At 68.7% G+C, this 23,085-nt stretch carries 21 protein-coding genes; 19 read left to right on the plus strand and 2 right to left on the minus strand.

The annotated features are described in order from the left end of the window. Nucleotides 1–22: 22 nt before the first annotated feature. Nucleotides 23–844, minus strand: a complete 822-nt coding sequence (locus G6O68_RS22025; protein WP_240911441.1) for a sugar phosphate isomerase/epimerase family protein — start codon at nt 842–844, stop codon at nt 23–25. A gap of 277 nt (nt 845–1,121) precedes the next feature. Between G6O68_RS22025 and G6O68_RS22030 the strand changes: the two genes are divergently transcribed. From G6O68_RS22030 to G6O68_RS33625, 3 genes are read left to right on the plus strand one after another with little or no spacing between them, the layout of a single operon-like run. Then, entirely contained in the window at nt 1,122–1,619 is a 498-nt protein-coding gene (locus tag G6O68_RS22030) for a 3-hydroxyacyl-ACP dehydratase FabZ family protein (protein WP_165250806.1), read from the plus strand. Nucleotides 1,620–1,668: 49 nt separating this feature from the next. Then, a complete protein-coding gene (gene trmB / locus G6O68_RS22035; RefSeq protein WP_165250807.1) occupies nt 1,669–2,313 on the plus strand; it encodes a tRNA (guanosine(46)-N7)-methyltransferase TrmB in 645 nt (214 codons plus the stop codon). 15 nt (nt 2,314–2,328) lie between these two features. Next, the gene (locus G6O68_RS33625) at nt 2,329–2,841 is read left to right on the plus strand and encodes an SUKH-3 domain-containing protein (RefSeq protein WP_165250808.1); all 513 of its coding nucleotides are present in this window, start codon (nt 2,329–2,331) and stop codon (nt 2,839–2,841) included. 129 nt (nt 2,842–2,970) lie between these two features. Here G6O68_RS33625 and G6O68_RS22045 read toward each other — a convergent pair whose 3' ends face one another. Beyond that, the gene (locus G6O68_RS22045; protein ID WP_165250809.1) at nt 2,971–4,566 is read right to left on the minus strand and encodes an amidophosphoribosyltransferase; all 1,596 of its coding nucleotides are present in this window, start codon (nt 4,564–4,566) and stop codon (nt 2,971–2,973) included. A gap of 333 nt (nt 4,567–4,899) precedes the next feature. Here G6O68_RS22045 and proB point away from each other — a divergent pair, with 333 nt between their 5' ends. The 16 genes from proB (at nt 4,900) to G6O68_RS22125 (ending at nt 23,045) form a co-directional block, all read left to right on the plus strand. Beyond that, a complete protein-coding gene (gene proB / locus G6O68_RS22050) occupies nt 4,900–6,075 on the plus strand; it encodes a glutamate 5-kinase (RefSeq protein ID WP_165250858.1) in 1,176 nt (391 codons plus the stop codon). Between the two features lie 257 nt (nt 6,076–6,332). Continuing rightward, nucleotides 6,333–7,109, plus strand: coding sequence for a hypothetical protein (locus G6O68_RS22055; protein ID WP_165250810.1), 777 nt, complete (start codon nt 6,333–6,335; stop codon nt 7,107–7,109). Between the two features lie 325 nt (nt 7,110–7,434). Continuing rightward, a complete protein-coding gene (locus G6O68_RS22060; RefSeq protein ID WP_165250811.1) occupies nt 7,435–7,857 on the plus strand; it encodes an NADH-quinone oxidoreductase subunit A in 423 nt (140 codons plus the stop codon). Continuing rightward, entirely contained in the window at nt 7,848–8,549 is a 702-nt protein-coding gene (locus tag G6O68_RS22065) for an NADH-quinone oxidoreductase subunit B (RefSeq protein ID WP_165250812.1), read from the plus strand. The genes G6O68_RS22060 and G6O68_RS22065 overlap by 10 nt, the downstream gene beginning before the upstream one ends. Then, nucleotides 8,546–9,076, plus strand: coding sequence for an NADH-quinone oxidoreductase subunit C (locus G6O68_RS22070; protein WP_165250813.1), 531 nt, complete (start codon nt 8,546–8,548; stop codon nt 9,074–9,076). The genes G6O68_RS22065 and G6O68_RS22070 overlap by 4 nt, the downstream gene beginning before the upstream one ends. A 73-nt stretch (nt 9,077–9,149) precedes the next feature. Next, entirely contained in the window at nt 9,150–10,370 is a 1,221-nt protein-coding gene (gene nuoD / locus G6O68_RS22075; protein WP_165250814.1) for an NADH dehydrogenase (quinone) subunit D, read from the plus strand. Nucleotides 10,371–10,447: 77 nt separating this feature from the next. Then, nucleotides 10,448–10,987 (plus strand): NADH-quinone oxidoreductase subunit NuoE family protein, encoded by a 540-nt coding sequence (locus tag G6O68_RS22080; RefSeq protein WP_165250815.1) that lies wholly within the window; start codon nt 10,448–10,450, stop codon nt 10,985–10,987. Nucleotides 10,988–11,054: 67 nt separating this feature from the next. Next, nucleotides 11,055–12,458 (plus strand): NADH-quinone oxidoreductase subunit NuoF, encoded by a 1,404-nt coding sequence (nuoF, locus tag G6O68_RS22085; RefSeq protein WP_165250816.1) that lies wholly within the window; start codon nt 11,055–11,057, stop codon nt 12,456–12,458. Nucleotides 12,459–12,515: 57 nt separating this feature from the next. Next, entirely contained in the window at nt 12,516–14,267 is a 1,752-nt protein-coding gene (locus tag G6O68_RS22090; protein ID WP_165250817.1) for a molybdopterin-dependent oxidoreductase, read from the plus strand. 62 nt (nt 14,268–14,329) lie between these two features. Then, on the plus strand, nt 14,330–15,382 hold the full coding sequence (nuoH, locus tag G6O68_RS22095; RefSeq protein WP_165250818.1) for an NADH-quinone oxidoreductase subunit NuoH: 1,053 nt from the start codon (nt 14,330–14,332) through the stop codon (nt 15,380–15,382). 66 nt (nt 15,383–15,448) lie between these two features. After that, nucleotides 15,449–16,033, plus strand: a complete 585-nt coding sequence (locus tag G6O68_RS22100) for a NuoI/complex I 23 kDa subunit family protein (protein WP_165250819.1) — start codon at nt 15,449–15,451, stop codon at nt 16,031–16,033. Nucleotides 16,034–16,115: 82 nt separating this feature from the next. After that, nucleotides 16,116–16,994 (plus strand): NADH-quinone oxidoreductase subunit J family protein, encoded by an 879-nt coding sequence (locus tag G6O68_RS22105; protein WP_165250820.1) that lies wholly within the window; start codon nt 16,116–16,118, stop codon nt 16,992–16,994. Between the two features lie 82 nt (nt 16,995–17,076). Further along, entirely contained in the window at nt 17,077–17,544 is a 468-nt protein-coding gene (gene nuoK, locus G6O68_RS22110; protein WP_165250821.1) for an NADH-quinone oxidoreductase subunit NuoK, read from the plus strand. Nucleotides 17,545–17,619: 75 nt separating this feature from the next. After that, nucleotides 17,620–19,650: an NADH-quinone oxidoreductase subunit L gene (nuoL, locus tag G6O68_RS22115; protein ID WP_165250822.1), complete on the plus strand. Its 2,031-nt coding sequence runs from the start codon at nt 17,620–17,622 to the stop codon at nt 19,648–19,650. Between the two features lie 62 nt (nt 19,651–19,712). Continuing rightward, complete coding sequence (locus tag G6O68_RS22120) at nt 19,713–21,377, plus strand: complex I subunit 4 family protein (RefSeq protein WP_165250823.1); 1,665 nt, start codon at nt 19,713–19,715, stop codon at nt 21,375–21,377. A gap of 48 nt (nt 21,378–21,425) precedes the next feature. Beyond that, nucleotides 21,426–23,045 carry an NADH-quinone oxidoreductase subunit N gene (locus G6O68_RS22125; protein ID WP_165250824.1) on the plus strand — a complete coding sequence of 540 codons (1,620 nt, stop codon included), beginning with the start codon at nt 21,426–21,428 and terminating at the stop codon, nt 23,043–23,045. Nucleotides 23,046–23,085 lie beyond the last annotated feature (40 nt).

Here is a 23,085-nt window from a genome sequence, read left to right on the forward strand (position 1 = left end):
CGACCGGCAGGACCCGTCCAGTTTACCGGCGCTTGGGGCGGATGTAAGGAGCGAGGACTTCGGGCAGGTACGACGACCGGTCCTCGCGGATCCGACGGATGCATTCCAGTACGATCGGCCCTCCGTATTCGATCGCGTCCAGGGCCTCGATCCAGGACGACCAGTCGATCGTCCCGCGCCCCGGCGGCAGGTGCGAGTCCAGTCGTCCGTCGTTGTCGTGGACGTGGGTGGTCGTCAGCAGCGCTCCGGCGGCCAGGGTTTCGGTGGCGGCGTCGGCGGAGAGGTGCGCGTGGGCGACGTCCAGCGTCAGGCCCAGTTCCGGGCGCCCCAGTTCGCGGACCAGCGCCGCGAGATCAGCCATCCGGCTGCCGGGGTGGACGCCCGGGGGCATGTTCTCGACGGCGACGACGACGGGCGTCCCCCGGGCGTGGTCGGCCAGGGACGACAGCCCCCGCGCTAGGGCGTCGCGCCGGGCCTCGCGGTCGGCCTCGTCGGAAAGGCCGCCGGGATGGACCACCAGGACCCGGCCCCCGGCTGCCGCCAGCCAGTCGACGCAGAGCTTGAGGTCGTCCACGGACGCCTCATGGACGGCCGGCGAGAGGGAGCCGAGGTCCACTCGGTCGGCCCGGATCGACTGGCCTCCCCAGCAGCCGTGGGCGCTGTGGACGGCGAGGCCGCGGTCACCGGTCCATCGTCCGAGAAGCGCCGGGTCGGGCAGGGCTTTCCAGAGCGGGAGGATCTCCAGGACCTTGGCGCCGATCCACGCGGCGAGGTCCAGCTCGGCGTCGAAGGGGGCCTTCGGGTAGCCGTAAACGACCATCGTCCCCAGCACGCGCTCGGCCACTTTCACCATCCTTCGCGGACGCTTCGACCCCCGGCGTGGGTCGCTTCCGGGGCGCGGTGATCCCTCTTGTCGAAGCGTCCCCCGCGAGTCATGATAGCAGCGAAACGACCCCGGACCACCGCTTCGCTCTTTGCCGACCACGCCGAAAGGGGCTGGAGGGGCCTTCGACGGACCCGAGAGCGGCCGACGAGCCCGGCGACGTCGCCCCCCGACGCCCGCCGCCGCCGCGTCGTCCGGGTTCGACGCCGTTTAGAGCCAGAGAAAGGAAAGCCGCGCAATGCCTCCCGCGCCCCTGCTCGACCCTGAATCGATCGACACCGCGAAAGTCCTCCTCGACAGGGATCAGCTCCGCCAGGTCAACCCCCAGCGGTTCGAGATGGAGCAGCTTTCCGCCATCGTTCTCATCGACGAGGAAAACAAGCTGATCGTCGGCTACAAGGACGTCCTCGCCGACGAGTTCTGGGTCCGCGGCCACATGCCCGGCTACCCGCTCCTCCCCGGCGTCCTGATGTGCGAGGCCGCGGCCCAGCTCGCGAGCTGCTACTGCGTGAGCACGCACCTCATCAAGGAAGGCTTCGTCGGCTTCGGCGGCATGGAGGACGTGCGCTTTCGGGGCCAGGTGAGGCCGGGCGACCGCCTGCTGCTGATCGGCAAGGCGACGCGGCTGCACCGTCGCCAGACCATCTTCGACGTCCAGGGTTTCGTCGCCGGCAACATGGTGTTCCACGGCCGGATGATCGGCGTGAACATGTCGCAGCAGGATCCCGCCAGCTGACGGCCCCGCCGCCACCCCTCCCCCCGTCGCCGATCGAAGATCCCCACCCATGACACGCCCTCGCGCCGACCTCGACGTCTCCTCCACGTTCCTCGAACCCGAGCGTTTCCCGCCCGACGAGCCCCTTCGCTGGGCCGAGCTGTTCGGCGACGACCGCCCGGTGGTGCTGGAGATCGGCTCGGGCAAGGGACTCTTCCTGGCGAACGCCGCGTCGAAGCGGCCCGCCCACGGCTTCTTCGGGATCGAGATCGCCAAGAAGTACGCTCGCCTCGCGGCCGAGCGTGTGGTCAAGGCCGGGTTGACCAACGTCCGGATGTGGCCCGGCGACGCGGGCCACCTGATGGCGCGCCGGGTCGTCCCCGCCAGCCTGCGCGAGGTGCACGTCTACTTCCCCGACCCCTGGTGGAAGAAGCGGCACAAGAAGCGACGGGTCTTCAACGAGACGCTCGTCGACTCGATCGCCAGGGCCCTCGCTCCCGAGGGCGAGCTGCACGTCGCCACCGACGTTGAGGAGTACTTCGGCGTCATCCGCGAACTGGTCGGGAACGACCCTCGGTTCGTCCAGATCGACCCGCCCCCCCTGGGCGAGCCCGAGAGCGACTCCGATTACCTGACAAACTTCGAGCGCAAGTATCGCATCGAGGGGCGGCCCGTCTATCGGTCGAGCTACCGGCTGGCGTCGGCCCCCCGCTGATCGAGGGGCCGAGGCATGGGCAGGTTCGCCGGGTGGCTCCTCCGACTTCGGCTCCTCCGCGCCGGGTGGCGCCCTCGGCGGGAGGTCTGGGGAGAGCTTCGGCTACCAACGGGGCTCGAGGTCTTTCCCGAGGCTCGCCGGATCCTCGCGCAGTACGGTGGCCTCCGGTTCTCGACCGTGCCGTTCGAGGTCGTCATCCTGGATCCTTGCCGGGACCAAGACGAGGTGTCCCGGATACGGGATGCGTCTCGTCTCCTTAATAAGCGGCTTTATCGCGTGGGGTATCAGGAAGTTCAGGACCGATTGTATCTTTTATTGGACGAAACGGGATGGATCTATACGCTTGAGGGGGGCGTAGGGCCCGACGAGCATGGGAATTGGGTGGTCGAAGCCGCGGTCCGGATTCAGGCCTCGTCGTTCGAACGAGCCCTTCCCTACCTGACGCGGGGGGAGGTCGATGTGGCGCAGGGGGAGGCGGATCTGCGAGCCGCGGGCATCACTTCGCAGGCCTGGACCGTCGGGCCCTGAAGTCGATTTCAGGAACTCGTTCGGCATCGCCTGCACCCGCGACGCGCGCGGAAGCGGGCCCGAGGGTTTGCCCCGGGCCCGCTTCGTGGGCGGCGAAAAATCAATCTCGGCGACTCGCCGATCGGGTGATCAGGAGGTCGCGCCGGCAGCCTCGTAGGCGCGCTTGCGGGCGGAGGCGCCGGCCTCGGCGGGGTTGCACTCGATCTGGTAGAGGTCGCGGCCGGTCTCGGTCGGGTAGTCGCCGGTGATGCAGGCGCGGCAGAGGCGGTCGGGCGCCAGGCTGACCGAGCGGGCGATCGAGTCGACCGGGAGGTAGCGGAGGCTGTCGGCCCCCAACTCGCGGGCCATCTCGGCCTGGGCTTCCTCGGAGACGACGTAGCGTTCGCCGTCGAACTCGGCGTACTTGGTGGCGAACAGCTCGTCGCGCGTCGACATGTCGATGCCGTAATAGCAGGGCGCGATGATCGGCGGGCAGGCGACCCGCAGGTGGATCTCGCGGGCGCGGCCGCGGTCGCGGATCTCGTGCACCAGGGCCCGCATCGTGGTCGAGCGGACGATGCTGTCTTCCACCAGGAGGACCCGCTTGCCGGCGAGCACCTCGGGCAGGGGGGTGTACTTGAGCCGGGCCTTGGCGGCGCGGTCGGCCGTCCCCTCGATGAACGTCCGGCCCACATAGCGGTTCCGCATCAGGCCCTCGACCGAGGGGACGCCCAGGGCGAAGGCCATCGCGTCGGCCGCGGCCTTGGCGGTGTCGGGGACGGGCACGACGATGGTCCCCTCGTCGAGCGGGACCGTCTCCAGCCGGGCCATCTCCTTGCCCAGCCCGGCGCGGCTGAGGTACACGGAGCGGTCGTCGAGCGTGCTGGCGACGTTGGCGAAGTAGATCCACTCGAAGAAGCAGTGGGCCTGGCGGGGGGAGGGGGCGTAGCGCTCGATCCGCACGCCTTCGGCGTTGGCAACGGCGATCGTCCCCGGCTCCAGCGAGTGGATCTTCTGGAAGCCCAGGTTGGAGAGCGGCGAGCTTTCGCTGGCGACGGCGAACAGCGGGCCGTTCTCGGCGATGCAGAGGGGGCGGAAGCCGAGCGGGTCGCGGGCGACGACCAGCTCTCCGTGGGCCGTGATCAAGACGATGTTGTACGCCCCGTCGAACCACTCCGAGAGCCGTCGGAAGATGCCGACCCAGTCGGGGTCGACGTCCTCGTTCTGCAGCTCGTAGGCCAGGGCGTGCATGATGATCTCGGTGTCGGTGTCCCGCTTGAGGTGGTAGTCCCCCTTCGAGAGCAACTCTTCTTTGAGCTGCTTGTAGTTCGCCAGCTGGCCGTTGAAGGCGAAGGCGAACCACTTGGTGCGACGACCGTGGTCACGCTCGAACGGCTGGGCGTTGTAGCGGTCGTCGCCGCCGCAGGTGGCGTAGCGGACGTGGCCGATGGCCGAGTGGCCGTCGACGCCTTTCATGATCGTCTCGAACTCGGACTTGTGGTTGAGGCGGAAGGCCTCGGCCACGGTCCCCAGCTCCTTGTGGACCCGGATCAGCGCGTTGCGGTCCGGCCGGAAGCTGGCCATGCCGGCGGCGAGCTGGCCCCGGTTTTGCATGTCCAGGAGCATCCGCGGCACCAGCCGGGCGACGCTGTTGACGTCCCCCGGTATGGGGGCCAGCGGCGACACGGCCGCTCCCGGAGCATGGAACACCGCCGCAACGCCGCACTCATGGTGAAGCTCACCCATAGAGGTGGGTTTCCTGTTCCCGGTCCCTCAAAGGGAGGACCGTCGAGTTCGAGTGGTGGAGGGGGACGGTTCCCGAGGAGCCGACGGATTGAGTTTCGTCTAGGCCGTCGCCGTCTCGTGATTATAATGGGATCGGCGGCTTCCTACAACCTTCACGAATCGGGTCGTTGGGAATTCAGGCGTTACGACGAGGGGAAACGGACGACTCCTCCCAGCCTGTCGATCGAGGCCGCGGTCCCGTTGCGAGGACGCACGTCGAAGGTGCGTGAAGAGAACCTTCCCTTGAAAATCGAGACCGAAGCCGGGCGGACGTCCCGGCCCTGGACCACGCGCATGGTCGACGACGCCCCCTCCGCCCCCAAGCCGCCTCCCGCGCGCGACCTCGTGCGCGACGAGGTGGTGCTCTCGGCCCACACCTGGGTCGTCAAGGTGGGGACCAGCGTCCTCGCCGGGCGCGACGGTCGGCTGGACCTGGACCGCATCGACCACCTGGCCGAGCAGATCTGCAAGGTGATGGACACCGGCCGCAAGGTCGCCCTGGTCAGCTCGGGCGCGGTCGGAGCGGGCATCGGTCGGCTCGGGCTCAAGGGTAGGCCGGACAACCTCCGCCAGCTCCAGGCCGCCGCCGCCATCGGCCAGTCCTACCTCATGCGCTGCTACGACGAGGGCATGCGCAAGCGCGGCCGCAACGCGGCCCAGCTCCTGCTCACCCATGAGGACTTCGACGGCCGGGCGCGCTACCTCAACATGAGGAACACGCTCAACGCGCTCTTCGAATGGAACGCGGTCCCGATCATCAACGAGAACGACACGATCAGCGTCGACGAGATCAAGTTCGGCGACAACGACCGTCTCGCCGCGATGGTCGCCAACCTGATCCAGGCCCCTCTGCTGGTGATCCTCAGCGTGGTCGACGGTCTCTACCTGACCGATCCCGCCAAGCCGGGCCCGGCCGAGGTGGTCTCGCGCGTCCCCCAGATCGACGACCAGGTCCTGAGCCTCGCCTGCGGCGGCCGCAGCGCGCTGGGGACAGGTGGGATGCAGAGCAAGCTCGCCTCGGCCAGGCTCGTCACCCAGGCCGGCGGCTCGGTCGTCATCGCCTCGGGGACCCGGCCCGAGCCCCTGACCCGGATCCTGGCCGGCGAGGAGGTGGGCACCATGTTCCTCGCCCACGGCAACCACCACCCGGCCCGCAAGCGCTGGATCGGCCTGGCGGCGCGACCGCGAGGCCGATTCGTGGTCGACGCCGGCGCCCGCAAGGCGCTGGAGACAGGAATGCGGAGCTTGCTGGCGATCGGCGTGATCGAGGTGGTTGGCGACTTCGAGAAGGGGGATGTCGTCGCCCTCTGCGACCCCGACGGCTGCGAGTTCGCCCGCGGCCTCACCAACTACGGGGCGGACGACGCCCGCGCGGTGCAGGGGAGACATTCGCTGGAGGCTCGCGCCCTGCTCGGCCCCTCCATCTACGACGAACTCGTCCACCGAGACAACCTGCTCCTGATCCTCTGAGAGCCCCGAACGACCGCGCCGATCGCGGCGACCGGCGGGACCCGCCGACGTGGTCGCCGAATCGGGGCGGGCCGCTTCACCCCGCCGGCGCGGCCGGCCGATCTTCTCGACGGGTCTGGAACGTCCGGCTCCGGCGGCTGACGCATGGAGCCGGCGCGGTCGGCGTCTTCTCCGAGGGATCGGCGAGGCGTATGATGATGGCAGCGTCGCTGCGATCCAGCCCGTCCCCGGCGAACCGATCGGTGGTGAGGCCCGTCATGATCTGGACACGACTGCAAGAACTCGTCGGCCGGCGTCTCGGGACGCGACTCGTCCTCCTCGCCCTGCTCGCGCCGGCCGCCCCGCCGGCGTCCGCCCTGGCTCAGGGCTTCGGGCCCGACCCGTTTCGCCCCTACAATTCCCAGTACGACCCCTACGTCTTCGGCGTGGCCCCTGGCGCCCTCGATCCCGTCGGCAACCCCACCCTGAATCGCGCCGGCGTCCGGAACGCCAACCAGTTCCAGAACTTCCTGGAAGGCGCCGCGGATCGGGGCAACCGCTACGATCAGGCGAATCGGGCCTACGACCGCGAGTACAACCGCGTGTACCGGCCCAATTCCAAGGCCGACGCGCGATTCGAGGCGAGACGGACCGAGATCAGCGACGTATATTTCCGGTATCTCCGGGAGACGGACCCTCGCAAGCGGGCCGCGCTGTTCAAGGAATACACCCAGGCCCAGAACCGCTCCGCACGCGACCTGGCCGAGGATCCCAACGCCCGGGGCGCGCGTCGGGGCCGCAGGGCCGAGACCGGCACGCCCCCGCCCCCGTCGCTGGATCACGGGGACGGTCGGGAAGCGGCCGCCGCCCCCCCGCCGGCCCTCCCCGGCGATCGGGCCTCGCGGGTCGGGCCCAGTCGCCGACGCCTGGCCCCCGCGGCCGGCGCCGGCACGCCGCCCCCGCCCTCGACCGCACCCGCCCCTTCCGAGGTCCTCGACCGCGCGCTGCGGTCCAACGACGCGTCGATCCCGCCGCCGCCCAGCCTGACCCCCTGACGGCCCGCAATCCCAGCCCGGGAAGGCCCGCACCGCCTCCCGGACCGCCGCCGGAAATCGCTAGAGCGTTGACGGTGGCGAAACGGGCCTTACAATTGGGACCGAGACATCAAGACGCGGCCCACGCGGGACGCACCCCTTCGCCTCCCGTCGGACTCCTCCATCCAGTCCGTCCGACGCTTGAATCGAGGGTGCGGCTTCGGCGACGTCCCGATCGGGGACGGCCGATTTCCACGGCTTCCGCGTCTTTTTTCGGCGGGGACTTTGTGAAACCCTTCACAAGGTCGGCCGCCGATCCATCGTGCGGGGGGTCCTTCCAGAGACGATGAGCACCGACTTCACGCCGATCTTCCTGTTCCTGGCGATCGCCGTCGGCACGGGCCTGAGCATGCTGGCTCTCAGCGCCTTGCTGGGGCCCCGCAAGGAGACGCGGGTCAAGCAGATGCCCTACGAATCGGGCATGGATCCGATCGGGGACGCCCGCCAGCGGTTCGACGTCCGCTTCTACCTCGTCGCGATCGCCTTCCTGCTCTTCGACGTCGAACTGCTTTACCTGTACCCGTGGGCCGTCGCCCAGTGGAGCGCGGAGCCGGCCCTGGCCGTCGCGAACTCCGCCGGCGTCGTGCTGACCGCGGGAGTGCCGCCGATCTTCCGGGCGATGGTCTTCTGGGAGATCATGGTCTTCGTGGCGATCCTCACGGCGGCCTTCGCCTACGCGTGGAAGAAGGGGGTCTTCGAATGGCGATGAATCCGCCGACGTCTCCGGCGTTCGGCCAGCGGGCCGGCTCCGACCTGATCATCACGCCCTCCGGCCAGCCCGAGGTCCCCGAGAACGTCTTCCTGACGACGATGGACTCGGTGGTGAGCTGGTGCCGGAAGTACAGCCTCTGGCCGATGCCGTTCGCGACCGCCTGCTGCGGGATCGAGCTGATGGCCGTCGGCGCCAGCCGGTTCGACATCGCCCGGTTCGGGGCCGAGGTCATGCGGTTCAGCCCCCGCCAGTGCGACCTGATGATCGTCGCCGGCCGGGTGGCGATGAAGATGATGCCCGTCCTCCAGCGGATCTGGCTGCAGATGCCCGAGCCCAAGTGGTGCATCAGCATGGGCGCCTGCGCCAGCACCGGCGGGATCTTCGACACCTACGCGGTGGTGCAGGGCGTGGACCGGTTCATCCCGGTCGACGTCTACATCCCCGGCTGCCCCCCCCGGCCGGAGCAGATCCTCCGGGCCATCATGGACATCCAGGAGAAGGTCCAGAAGGGCGGGACGACCTTCGGCAACGAAGGGCTCCCCGAACTCCGGGCCCGCGAGCGGTACATGATCGCCCAGCGCGACACCGCGCCCGGCGCCGGGATCGCCGACGAGCGCGGCGACGAGGCCCGCTTCGGCTACAGGATCCCGGGCGGGCCCGGCCGGCTCGGCCTGGAGGAAACGCGATGAGCGCCGCTACGGCCCCCCACGCAGCGCAGGCGCAGATCCTGGCGACGCTCGCCGCCCATTTCGGCGACGGCGTCTTCAGCATCTCGCGATTCCGCGGCAATCTCCGGCTGTTCGTCCCCAAGTCGCGGCTGGTCGAACTGCTGACCGCACTCAAGCAACAGTGCGGCTGCACATACCTGGCGGAGCTGGGCGCCGCCGACTATCTCGGATATCCCGGACGCACCCGGAACCGGTTCGAGGTCCACTACGTTCTCCGCAACTTCGACACCGGCGGCTCGGTGATCGTCAAGGCGGGGGTCGACGATCCCGATCCCTCGCTCCCCTCCGCGTACCCCCTCTGGCCGGGCGCCGACTGGATGGAGCGCGAGGTTTTCGACATGTACGGCATCCGATTCGAGGGCCATCCCGACCTCCGCCGGATCCTGATGCCCGACGAGTTCACCGCCTTCCCGCTCCGCAAGGACTATCCCCTGCGGGGCCGCGGCGAGCGGCACAACTTCCCCAAGCTGACCCGCGCCGAGTCCTGACCGGAAGCCCGCGGCCCGCGTCGCGGCCGCATCGAGTCGACGACCTTCCCCAGCGAGGCCCGAGAGAGACGTCATGCCGGTCCACTTGCTCGACGAGCCCGAATTGGAATCCGAGGCCAGGCAGGCGACCTGGACCCTGAACTTCGGCCCCCAGCATCCCGCGACGCACACCACACTGCGGCTGATCCTGGAACTGGACGGCGAGCGGATCGTCAAGGCGACGCCGCACATCGGGTACCTCCACTCGGGCTTCGAGAAGCTCGGCGAGCACCTGAACTACAACCAGTACGTCACGATCGTCGACCGCAAGAACTACATCAGCCCGCCGATGAACGAGGTGGCCTGGCACCACGCGGTCGAGACGCTCCTCGGCGTCGAACTGACGCCGCGCTGCCAGTACATCCGGGTGATCATCGGCGAGCTGGCGAGGATCTCCGACCACCTGCTGTGCACGGGGGCGGCCGCCCTCGACCTGGGGGCGTTCACCGCCTTCCTGTTCGCGTTCAACCTCCGCGAGCAGATCTACGACGTGTACGAGGAGATGTCGGGCTACCGCTTCCACCCCGGCTACACCCGGGTCGGGGGCGTGCTCTACGACTTCAACGACCGCGTGCTGGACAAGATCCGCAAGGTCCTCCACTCCTTCCCGAAGGTTTACGCGGACATGAGCAAGCTGCTCTTCCGCAATCGGATCTTCCTGGACCGCATGCGTGGGGTCGGCAAGCTGAGCAAGGCCGATGCGATCGCCCATTCCTGCTCGGGCCCGGTGGCCCGCGCCAGCGGGGTGCACGTCGACCTGCGTAAGGATTCGCCGTACCTGGCCTACCCGGAGCTGGACTTCGAGGTCCCCTACTGCGAGGAAGGCGACTGCTGGGCCCGCTTTATGGTCCGCATGGAGGAGATGAAGCAGAGCGTCCGGATCCTCGAGCAGGCGATGGCCAAGCTCCCCTCGGGGCCGGTCAACCTGCCCATCGCCGAGAAGCTCAACCTGCCCGACAAGGCGACGACCTACAACAGCATGGAGGGCCTGATCCAGCACTTCGAGCTGATCATGCCCAACCGGGGCTTCGAGACGCCGGTCGACGAGGTGTACGCGGCGATCGAGGGCCCCAACGGCGAGCTGGGCTACTACCTCGTGGCCGACGGGACGGAGTTCGCCTGGAGGGTCCGCACCCGGCCCCCTTCGTTCATCCACTTCTCGGTCTTCCCGCACATCATCAAGGGCCACATGCTCGCCGACGTCGTGGCCGTGCTGGGGAGCCTGAGTATCATCGCCGCCGAGCTCGACCGCTGAACCAGCGGGCCGGCCCGCGTGGGAATGGAGCCAGATCGAACCCGGCGACGACCGCCGCCTGCAAGGAACACCGACCGATGTCAGCCGAAGCCCCCGCCCGCCCGCCGCAGCGGATTGCCCTCCTCACGGAGCCCCTCCGCGAGCAGATCCGCGCCCTGTTCCCGCGCTATCCCAGCAAGCGGGCCGTGACGCTGCCGGCCCTGCACCTGGTGCACGAGCACCTGCGCTGCGTGCCGCTCCAGGCCATGTCGGAGATCGCCGAGCTGCTGGAGATCGCGCCGGCGGAAGTCCACGACACGATGAGCTTCTACGGCTTCTTCCCCCAGGCGCCGATCGGCGACGTCCGGGTCTGGGTCTGCCGATCGCTCTCGTGCATGCTCCGGGGCGGTGACGAGTTGCTGGGGCACGCCTGCCGCAAGCTGGGGATCCACCCCGGCGAGACGACGCCCGACGGCAAGCTGACCGTCGAGTTCGCGGAGTGCCTGGGGATCTGCGACCACGCCCCGGCGGCCCTCGCGGACGACGGCCGCGTCTACGGCCCGCTCGACGAGGCGGGGGTCGAGGCCATGCTCGACGAGTTGAAGAGGGGTCGCAAGGACGGCCCGACCCGCGCGTGAATCGGCCGGGGACCCCCGACCGCCCTCGAATCGCCCGCTCGCCGACGACCCTGGAGAATCCAAACCCGTGGCCACGTTTGAACCCGTCCTGACCCGCAACTGGAACGTCCCCGACGCCCGCTCGCTCAAGGTCTACGAGTCGCGCGGGGGATACCAGGCCGCGCGCAAGGCGCTTACGACGATGGACCCCGACGCCGTCGTCAACCTCGTCAAGGACTCGGAGCTTCGCGGCCGCGGCGGCGCGGGGTTTCCCTGCGGGCTCAAGTGGACCTTCCTGCCGAAGGACCGCAAAGAGACGCTGATGTGCGTCAACGGCGACGAGAGCGAGCCGGCGACGTTCAACAACCGCTATCTGCTTGAACGCGATCCCCACATGTTCCTCGAGGGGATCCTGATCTCCTGCTTCGCGACCCGGGCGTCGACGTCCTACGTCTACCTCCGGTTCGAGTACATCGAGGCGACCCGGATCATTGAAGAGGCGATCGCCGAGGCCCGCGCCGCGGGTCACCTGGGCAAGAACATCTACGGCACCGGGTTCAACCTGGACGTCTGGGTGCACCGGGGCGCGGGGGCCTACATCTGCGGCGAGGAGACGGGGCTGATCGAGAGCCTGGAGGGCAAGCGGGGCTGGCCCCGCATCAAGCCGCCGTTCCCGGCCATCGAGGGCGCGTTCCGCAAGCCGACGGTCGTCAACAACATCGAGACCCTCTGCTGCGTGCCGCACATCGTGGAGCGGGGGGCGGCCTGGTTCAAGTCGATCGGCACCCCCAAGAGCTACGGGCCGAAGTTGTACACCGTCTCGGGGCACGTCGAGAAGCAGGTGTGCGTCGAGCTGCCCCTGGGCGTCACCTGCCGCGAGCTGATCGACGACCACGCCGGCGGCGTCTGGAAGGGCCGCAAGGCCAAGGCGGCGGTCCCCGGCGGCATCAGCATGGGCCTGCTCTCGGCCGACGAGCTGGACACGCCGCTCGACTTCGAGAGCCTCCGCAAGCCGGGCTGCCTCGGCCTGGGGACGGCGGCCGTGACCGTGATCGACGACCACACGCCGATCATCGACTACCTGGTCAACACCTCGCGTTTCTTCGCCCACGAGAGCTGCGGCCAGTGCACCCCCTGCCGCGAGGGGACCGGCTGGATGAGCAAGACGATCCACCGGATCAAGAACGGCGGCGGGCGGATCGAGGACCTGGACGTGATGCTCCACCTCGCGGAGAATCTGGGGATCATCCCGGGCACGACGATCTGCGGCCTCGCGGACGGCGCCGCCTGGCCGATCAAGAACGCCCTGGCCAAGTTCCGACCCGAGCTGGAAGAGTACATCCGGACCCACCAGACCCCGGGCGCCGGGCCGACCCCCCTTCAGCTCGACGTCGCCGCCGGTCGCCGGGTCGACCTCTTCCAGGTCGGGAACGCGATCGCCGCGCCCCCGCCGGCCGCCGCCCTCCACTCCCCGGGGCGGCCGGACGCCTGAGGACCGACGGACAGCGGCGAGCCTTCCCCCCACGAGCCCCTTGGACCGGAACGAACGATGGCCACGATCCTCATCAACGGCACCGAATACCCGATCCCCGAGGGGGAGAAGCTCAACGCCATCCAGATGGCGAAGCGGGTCGGCGTCGAGATCCCGTACTACTGCTGGCACCCTTCGCTGTCGGTCGTGGCCAACTGCCGGATGTGCGAGGTCGAGGTCGGGTCCAAGGATCCGAAGACCGGCGAGGTCAAGATGATGCCCAAGCTCGTCCCCGGCTGCCAGACGCCGGCCAAGGACGGGACGGTCCTCGTCACCGACAGCGCCAAGGTGCAGGAGCACCAGCGGATGATCATGGAGCTGCTGCTCCTGAACCACCCGCTGGACTGTCCGGTCTGCGACCAGGCCGGCGAGTGCGGCCTGCAGGACTACAGCTACGAGCACGGCCAGTCGAATCACCGCTTCGTCGAGGAGCGGATCGTCAACCCCCGCAAGGACGTCTCCGACCTGATCCAGCTGAACCAGGACCGGTGCATCATGTGCACCCGCTGCGTCCGGTTCACCCGCGAGATCACCCAGACGGCCGAACTGCAGGTGATGCGCCGGGGCAACCACGCGGAGATCGCCACATTCCCGGGCGTGAGCCTGGACGACAACCCGCTCGCGGGCAACGTGGTCGACCTCTGCCCGGTCGGCGCGCTGCTCGACAAGGACTTCCTGCACAAGCAGCGCGTCTGGTTCCTGGCCAAGCACGACTCGGTCTGCACCCACTGCTCGACCGGCTGCAACATCAGCGTCGAGGAGAACAAGGGGAAGATCTGGCGGGTCAAGCCCCGGAACAACCCCCACGTCAACGACTACTGGATCTGCGACGAGGGCCGCTACGGGTATAAAGACGACTCCGCGCCCGATGACCTCCTGGAGGCGATGTACGTCCTCAAGGGGGACGACCACGTGGCCGTGGCGATCGACGAGGCGGTCCGGCTCGTCGATCGGGGCCTCAAGCAGGCCGTGATCGGGGGCAGGACGGTGGCCGGCGTCCTCTCGCCGTTCCTGACGGTCGAGGAAGCCTACCTGATGGCGACCTACTTGAAGGGGATGACCTCCGACGCCGTGCTGGCCGTGGGCCCGGTCCCGGCCCGGGGCGAGGATCGCACCTTCTCCCCCGACAAGAGCGCGGGCCGCTCGGGCGACACCAGCTTCCTGGCCCCCCGGCCGTTCACGATCCACGCCGAGAAGGCCCCCAACGCCCGCGGCGTCCGTGCGGTGATCGAGCACGTCCAGGGCGCGGTCGTCGAGTATGACGAGCTGCTCCGGAAGGTCGAGGCGGGAGAGGTTGGGGCCCTCTACGTCGCGTCGGGCTCGCCGACCGACTGGATCGACGAGCCGACCGCCGCGAAGGTCCGCGAGAAGGTCGCGTTCCTGGTCGTCCAGGACTCCCGCGTCGGGGCGCTGGCCCACAAGGCCGACGTCGTGCTGGCGGGGGGGACCTATGCCGAGAAGGCCGGATCCTACGTCAACGCGGATGGCCGGATCCAGTACGCGGGGGCCTCGCTGCCGCCGCGCGACGGCTCGCTCCCGGACCTCGACCTGTTCGCGGTCCTGCTGGACCGCCCCGGGGGGCCGGCGCGGTCGAGCGACGTGCTGGCCGAGCTGGCCGAGGCCGCCCCGGCGTTCGCCGCGGCGAAGGGAGGCACGCTCCCCTTATACGGCGCGACGCTCGAGGCCTCAGCGTCGAGTCCTCGCGAGAACGGGCCGCCGCCGTTCGTCGACGCCTGGTACGCGGCGATGGGCGCGGCCAAGGCCCGCTGATTCGAAGTGAGGTCGGGTGATCGAGACGGACGGCTCCGGGATGTTGCGGCAAGGGTGAACTTATGACGCTTTGGGTTTTGATCGGGATCGTCATCAAGATCCTGATGATCGTCGGGATTACTCAGGGGACGGTCGCGTACCTGATCCTGGTCGAGCGGAAGATCGCCGCGTACGCCCAGGACCGGATCGGCCCCAACCGCTGCGGCGCCCAGTTCGGGCTGCCGGCCGCCCTGCTGCAGCCCCTGGCCGACGGCGCCAAGATGCTGCTCAAGGAGGACGTGGTCCCCAAGTACGTGACCAAGCCGCTGTACATCCTGGCGCCCTGGATCGCGATCGTGACGGCCATGATCGGCTTCGCCGTGGTCCCCTTCGGCCCGGTCGGCCCGAACCAGCTCATCGACTTCCAGATCGCCCCCAACGTCGACATGGGCCTGCTCTACGTCCTCGCGGTCGGCAGCCTGGCGGTGTACGGCGTGATCCTGGCGGGCTGGGCGTCGAACAACAAATACGCGTTCATCGGCGGCCTGCGGTCCAGCGCCCAGCTGATCAGCTATGAGCTCCCGCTCGGCATGTCGATCCTGGGCATGTTGCTCCTGGCCGGGTCGCTCGACATGAACCAGGTGATCGCCTGGCAGAGCCAGAACGCCTGGGGCGTGCTGGTGCAGCCCCTGGGGTTCATCCTCTTCTTCACGAGCGCGTTCGCCGAGACCAACCGCCTGCCGTTCGACCTCCCGGAGTCGGAGCAGGAGCTGGTCGGCGGGTTCCACACCGAATACTCGGCCATGAAGTTCGGCATGTTCTTCCTCGGCGAATACCTGCACATCATCACCGTGAGCTTCATCACCGTGATCCTGTTCTGGGGCGGTTGGCACCTGCCGTTCCTCGGGCTTACCCCGGAGTCGTCGGGCCTGATCGACACGCTGCTCAAGGTGGGGATCATCACCGGGAAGGTGTTCCTGGCGATCCTCTTCATCATGTGGATCCGCTGGACGCTGCCGCGGTTCCGTTACGACCAGCTGATGGACCTGGCCTGGAAGTCGATGATCCCCCTGGCGCTCATCAACCTGGTGGCGACCGCCGGGATCGTTCAGCTCGTCCGGACCTACTGGAACTGACCGGCCGGGCCCGTCCCGCTGAATTCGAAGGCCCCGCCCCGGCGGGTCCGCAAGGAGCCTAGCAACGTGCGAGTCGACGACCCCCAACTCAAGAAGATCGAACCGCCGAAGATGACCCTGGCGGACCGGTTCTTCCTCCCGCAGGTGGCCGCCGGCCTGGTGGTGACCGGCAAGCACATCTTCGGCGTCGCCTTCCAGGACACGGCGATCACCGTCGAATATCCCGAGGTCCAGCACGTCCCGAGCCCGGTCTACCGCGGCGTCCACCGGCTCAACAAGGACGAGGAAGGGCGGCCCAAGTGCGTCGCCTGCATGCTCTGCGCCACGGCCTGCCCGGCGCACTGCATCGACATCGTGGGGGCGACCGCCCCGGCCTCCTGGCCCGACCGCGAGAAATACCCCGAGAGCTTCGTCATCGACGAGCTGCGGTGCATCTACTGCGGGATGTGCGAGGAAGCCTGCCCGGTCGAGGCCATCGAGCTGACGGGCCTGTACGACCTCACCGGCCTGTCGCGGGAGGAGATGATCTTCGACAAGACGAAGCTCCTCTCCGTCTTCGACGTCACCCGCGACGCCGAGCCGATGAGGTTCACGACCCCCCCGCCGGAAGCCTCGTCGGCGACGCAGGCCCTGGAATCCCCGGTGAGCTGACCCGACCGACCGGACCGGACGACGCATCTCGAAGGCGCGGCGAAAGCCCCACCCGACCCCCAAGACCAGGCGACGAAGTCCCATGACGACCGGCTCCTTGATCCTCGCGACGATCGGCATCCTCTTCGGGGCGACCGGGACCTACCTCCTGCTCCCGCACCGCCTCGGCGCGGCCAAGACCCGGACGATCTACATCCTGGGGGCGGTCTTCGCGAGCCTCGGGCTGGTCGGCTTCCTGGCCCTCCTGTCGCCGCCCGCCCTCTCGCCGCTGGGCGATTTCATCGCCGGCTCGTTCTTCTACGTCTTCGCGGGGGGCGCCATCGGCTGCGGGGTGATGACCGTCACCAGCCGGAACCCGGTGTACAGCGCGCTCTGGTTCGCGGCCGTCGTGGTCTCGGTCGCCGGCCTGTTCCTGCTGGCCGACGCCCAGTTCCTCGCCGCCGGATCGGTCATCGTCTACGCCGGGGCCATCATCGTGACGTTCCTGTTCGTCATCATGCTGGCCCAGATGGAAGGCCGGGCGGTCTACGACCGCGCCGCGCGTTCGCCGGGACGGGCCGTCTTCACCAGCTTCCTGCTCCTCTGGTCGCTCACCTACTGCCTGGCGAGCGTGCGGGGCAAGCCCGACGGCCCGCCGCCCGCCGGCGAACTCGCCGGCCCGGAGGCCCGCCTGCTCCGTGGCCGGGAGATCGCCGGGTTCTATCAGCTCGCGGAAACGAACGAAGGGCGGAAGGCCCTGGAGCACAGCCTTCGGCCGACCTCCTCGCTGTACGTCGAAGCCGACCCTTCGAAGCCGAAGCCGAACGTGGCCGGCCTGGGCGAGGCCCTTTACGCGGACCACCTCTTGACGGTCGAGCTGGCGGGGTCGATCCTGTTCGCGGCCCTCGTCGCCGCGGTGCTGATCGCCAACCCCAAGCGGGCCGGCGTGCCGCCGACCCCGGCCGCCGCCGTCGAGGTTTGAGATCGACCGCCGCCGGACCGGACATCCCCCGTTCATCGACGCCCCGCGCCGCCCCTCACCCTGGAACCCGCTGGAAGAAGCCATGACCGACCCGTTCACGATCGACCTGCTGAGGAACTACCTCCTGGTGGGCGCGGCGCTCTTCGCGTTGGGGATGCTGGGCTTCATCGCCCGCCGCAACCTCATCGTCATGTTCCTTTCGGCCGAGATGATGCTGCAGGGCGTGGCGCTTTCGCTGGTGGCGTTCGGCCGCTACCACGGCAATTGGAGCGGCCAGGTCTTCACGATCGTCATCCTGACGGTGGCGGCGTGCGAGGCGTCCATCGCGATGGCGTTGGTGGTCGTGCTGTTCAACAGGCGTTCGTCGCTCGACGTCACCCTCTGGCAGGACGTCCGCGAGCCCGGGGTCGAGACGACCGACCTGGCCGACGAGGCCGGCGAGGCCGCGCCGATGGAGCCGATCGAGGGGGTCGAGTCGTATCCCCACCTGACCCCGGCCGGCGTCGAGCCGGCCCATCCGATCCAACCCTGGACCGAGCGCCGTCGCTGAGGCTGAGGCCGGGCGCCGCGGGCGTCCATCGACGATTGCGAGACTCGCGAGGCGATACCAAAGAGGAGCGGCGACGTGTCGGGTTTCTTCGTGCAGAACGTCTGGCTGATACCCTTCCTCCCGCTGCTGGGCGGGCTGATCGCGGCGCTCGCCGCGCGTCGGTTCCGGTTCGACGCGGCGATCCCGGTCGCAGCGGGCGTCGCCCTGGCTTTCCTGGTCTCGCTGGGGGCCTGGGCCTCGTCGGGGGCGGAGACGACGGTCCTGGTCTCCAAGTGGATCACGGCCGGCTCGCTGGTCGTGCCGCTGGAGTTCCGGGTCGACGGCCTGACGACCCTGATGCTCTCGATGGTGACGTTCGTCTCCACCCTGGTCATCGTCTTCGCATCGGGCTACATGCACGGCGACCCGGGCTATCCCCGATTCTTCGCACTGATCGGCCTGTTCGTCTTCGCCATGACCGGCCTGGTCCTCTCGAACAACTTCCTGCTGACCTACGCCTTCTGGGAGGGCGTCGGCGTCTGCAGCTACCTGCTGATCGGGTTCTGGTACACGAAGCCCTCGGCCGCCGCCGCCGCGATGAAGGCGTTCATGATCAACCGCGTGGGCGACGTCGGCTTTGCGCTGGCGATCTTCTGGATGTGGACGATCGTCCCCAACCATGACCTGAGCTACCAGAACGTGCTGGCCGAGGGGACGCTCCACAACTTCTCCGACGCCGCCCGCATCGGCATCCCGCTCTTGCTCTTCTGGGCGGCCACCGCCAAGAGCGCCCAGGTGCCGCTGTACGTGTGGCTGCCGGACGCGATGGAAGGCCCGACGCCCGTCTCGGCCCTGATCCACGCGGCGACGATGGTGACGGCCGGCGTCTACCTGATCGCCCGGTCCACCCCGCTGGTCGCCCTGGCCCCCGAGGTTCAACTCGTGGTCGCGATCACCGGCTGCGCGACGGCCCTGCTCGCCGCCCTGATCGCCCTGACCCAGAACGACCTGAAGCGAGTGATGGCGTACTCGACGGTCAGCCAGCTGGGCTACATGTTCATGGCCCTGGGCTCGGGCGTCGGTTCGGTCGCCCGGCTGGCGATGGTCGCGGCCATGTTCCACCTGTTCACCCACGCCTTCTTCAAGGCCTTGCTCTTCCTCGCGTCCGGCAGCGTCATGCACGCCATGGGCGACGTGATCGACATGAGGCGGTTCGGCGGCCTCCGGCGTCGCCTGCCGTACACCTGCGGGACCTTCGCGATCGGCGGCCTGGCTCTGGCCGGCGTCTTCCCGATGGCCGGGTTCTGGAGCAAGGACGAGATCCTGCTCGCGCTGGAGTCCGCTCCCCACGCGGCTCACGACCTGCACCTGACCTTCGGCTGGGTCTATCAGGTGATCTACTGGCTGGCGATCCTGACCGCCTTCCTCACCGCCTTCTATACGTTCCGCGCCTTTTTCATGACCTTCTTCGGTCCGGAGAAGCTGCCCAGCGCCGACGATCCGGAAGCCCCGCCGGTCGACGACCACGGCCACGCTCACGATTCGCATGGGCACGGCCACGACGACGCCCACGGCCACGGCGGCCACCACGTCGGCGAGGAGTCGGCCCCGATCATGACGATCCCGCTCATGATCCTGGCCGGATGCGCCGTGCTGGTCGGCCTGGCGTTCGGCCCGACGGGATGGTTCGAGCACCACCTGGAGGGGACCCTGGGCTTCGAAGGCCTCCCCCACGGCGAGCATGCGTTCAGCTGGGGCACGGCGCTCATCAGCACCATCGCCGCGCTCGCCGGGATCGCCCTGGCGTACACCATGTACGCCGCGCCCAGCACCGTGCCTTCGCGGGTCGCGGGCTCGATCAGGCCCCTGTATCGGGCCTCGCTCGGCAAGTTCTACATCGACGAGTTCTACCACGCGACGATCATGAAGCTCGTGCAGGGGCTCGCGGCGGTCTGCCGCGTCCTGGACGTCCAGCTCGTCGATCGGCTGGTGCAGGGGGTGGCGATGGTGCCCCGGCTGGCCGCCCGCGACGTGCTGTCGAAGTATCAAAACGGCCTGATCCAGTTCTATGCGGCGGCGTCGGCGCTCAGCGTCGCGGTGCTGCTCCTGGTGCTGCTCTTTTCCTGAGGACTCACGACCGACCCGCGAGGGCCCCGGCCGAGCGGCGAAGGCTTCCGAGGATGGTTCCGATGGCGACACTGTTGGCGGTCACCGTTTTCCTCCCCCTGATCGGGGCGCTCGTGCTCGTGCTGACGCCCGGGCTGGACAAGGCGTCGTCGCGAAGGATCGCGCTGGGCGCGAGCCTGGCGACGTTCGGCGCGTGCCTGGTCCTGCTGGCGGGTTTCGAGCCTGCCGTGACGACGCCCCAGTTCGCCTACGGGCCGGACGCCGGGCCGTACGGCCTGAGCTGGCTCTCGCGGCCGGACGTCCGGTTCGCGCTGGGGCTGGACGGCCTGTCGATCTGGCTGTTCGTCCTCACCGGGGTGTTGATGATCACGGCGGTGCTGTCGTCCTGGGAGTCGATCTCGGACCGGGCTCCGATGTACTACGCCTTCCTGCTGGCGCTCGAGACGGGCCTGCTGGGGCTGTTCGGGGCGCTGGACGTGGTGCTCTTCTACATCTTCTTCGAGTTCACCCTGATCCCGCTGTTCTTCCTGATCGGTCTCTGGGGCGGCCCGGAGCGGCAGCGGGCGTCCATCTACTTCTTCCTGTACACGCTGGCCGGCAGCCTCCTGACGCTGCTGGGCGTCATCGCCCTCGTCGTGGTCCACATGCAGTATTCGCCGGACCACCGCCTGACCTTCTCCATCCCCGAGCTGACGCGGGGGCTGGCGACCTTGCCGTGGCCGGCCTGGTACCAGGTGGACTCGTGGACCAGCCCGCAGGTGTTCATCTTCCTGCTGCTGCTGGCGGGATTCGCGGTCAAGGTGCCGCTCTTCCCGTTCCACACCTGGCTCCCGCTGGCCCACGTCGAGGCACCCACGGCCGGCTCGATCGTGCTGGCCGGCGTTTTGCTGAAGGTCGGCAGCTACGGCCTGATCCGGTTCAACATGGCGATGACCCCGCTGGGGGCGGCCGCCCTGTTCCCGCTCCTGGCGACGATGGCCGTCGTCGGGATCATCTACGGGGCCCTCGCCGCTCTCGCGCAGACCGACATGAAGCGGCTGGTCGCGTACAGCTCGGTCAGCCACATGGGGTTCATCGTCCTGGGCATGCTGGCGATGAACGACACCGGGATGAACGGCTCGATCATCCAGATGGTCAACCACGGCCTGACGACGGGGGCGCTCTTCGCCTGCGTGGGCGTGCTCTACGACCGCTACCACACCCGCGAGATGAACGCAATCGGCGGCATCTGGAACCGCTTCCCGCTGCTGGCGTTCTTCTTCGTCTTCTCGTCGATGGGCGCGGCGGCGTTGCCGGGCCTGAACGGGTTCGTCGGCGAGTTCCCGATCCTGGTCGGCATGTTCGCCGAGAGCTGGGTCGCGGCCTCGCTGGCGACGATCGGCATGATCCTCGGCGCCTTCTACCTCCTCTTGATGATCCGCCGTGTAGTCTTCGGCCCGCTGGTGGAGCCGGGCTCGCACGACGACCACGAGGGCCACGGGCACGAGGAGCCCCGCCCCCTGGGGTGGTACGAGATCGCCGCTCTGGCCCCGCTGGCGGCCTTGATCCTCTACATCGGGCTTTTCCCCGAGCCCTTCTTCTCGCGGATCCGGCCGGCGGCCGCGGACATCGTCCAGATCATGAATTTGGAGCGAGACGCGAACGCGAGGGCGATCGCGGCGAAGGCCCCGATCGCCCCCGAGCCCATCGAGGCCTCCGTCTCGATGCGGACGCTCGAATCGCGCTGATACGCTGATCCCGACACCCGACGCACACGCTTACACGGAAAGCCGGAGATGACCCTTCAGCTCGCCTATCAGACCGTCCAGCAGACGCTCCTGGTCCTCTCGCCCGAGATCCTCCTGCTGGCGGCGGCCCTCGTCATGATGACGGCCGCGCCGTTCGTCCGCGTCTCGCGAAGCGGCTGGTGCGGCGCGTCCGCCGTGGCCCTGGTCGCGAGCCTGCTGGCGCTCCTGGCCTCGCGGGACGTCCACCCGGACGCCTATGCCGGTTCGGCGGTGAACGACGCGCTGTCCTTTTACGTCCGACTCTTCGTGATCCTGACCGGGCTGGTGCTGCTCGGCCTGGCCCACCGCGAGCCCCCCGAGGATCGGGCCGCCGAATTCTTCGGCTCCTTCCTGATGATCCAGGCAGGCGCGATGCTGGTGGCCTCCTCGAACGACCTGATCCTGCTGTTCGTGGGCCTGGAGCTGGTCAGCATCCCCACCTATCTCCTGCTCTACCTGTCCCGAAGGACGGCGACCACCCAGGAAGCGGCGACCAAGTATTTCTTCCTGAGCATCTTCGCCTCGGCCTTGCTGCTGTACGGCCTGACCTTCCTCTACGGCCTCACCGGGACGACGAACCTGCGGGCCCTTTCGGTCCTGACCGAGTTGCCGTACGTCCCGCACCTCTCCCTCGGGCTCCTGGCCGTCGTGTTCATCATGGCGGGGCTCTGCTTCCGCGTGGCGGCGGTCCCGCTGCACTTCTACGCGCCCGACGTCTACCAGGCCTCGCCCGTCGTGATCGCGGCGTTGCTCTCCTGGATCCCGAAGGTGGTCGGCTTCGTCGCCATGATCCGGGCGTTGACGTCGGTGCTGGCGTTCAAGGGGCCGCAGGACGAGCTGGTCCACAAGACCGTGTTGCTGTGCTGGATCATCGCGCTCGCCACCATGACGCTCGGCAACGCGGTGGCCTTGCTCCAGTCCGACCTCAAGCGGCTGTTCGCCTACTCCTCGATCGCCCATGCCGGATATCTGATGGTCGGGATCACGGCGGCCTTCGCCGGGGGCTCGAATGCGTCCGGGTTTTATTACGGAACCGAGGCCGTCCTTTTCTACCTGGCGGCCTATGCCTTCATGACCCTGGGCGCGTTCGGGATCGTCCTGGCCCTCCGCAAGGCGGACGGGCACCCGGTAGCGACGATCGACGAACTCTCGGGCCTGGGGTGGAGCCAGCCGGTCGTGGCCCTGGGGATGACGCTCTGCCTCCTGAGCCTCAGCGGCATCCCGCCGCTCGTCGGCTTCTTCGGGAAGCTCCAGATCTTCGCGTCGGCCTTCGCCGCGACCACCGGCGACGACGCCCGCTCGCTCCAGCTCCTGGCGGTCCTGGGCGTGCTCAACGCCGCGGTGGGGGCGTTCTACTACCTGCGGATCATCGTGCTGATGTACTTCAAGCAGCCTTCCGAGCCGGTCCAGGTCGTCGGCGGCTGGCCGGTCGCTGCGGCGACGGGCACCTGCGCCACGCTCTCGATCGTGACGGGGCTCTACTCGACGCCGATCTCCCGCGCCTGCCGGGAAGCCGCCATCGCCGCCAATGTGCGTCCCGCTGCGGATGGGGAAGCAGCGTCCCCGGCCGTCGCACTGCAAACAAGGGTGGAGGCCGTCTCGACAGCCCCGACTCCGACGGCGGAGTGACGAAGTCCGCACGGCCTCGCCCCAACTCAAATCGACGCCG

Origin of the sequence: Paludisphaera soli (genome assembly GCF_011064595.1) — a bacterium.
Lineage (GTDB): Bacteria > Planctomycetota > Planctomycetia > Isosphaerales > Isosphaeraceae > Paludisphaera > Paludisphaera soli.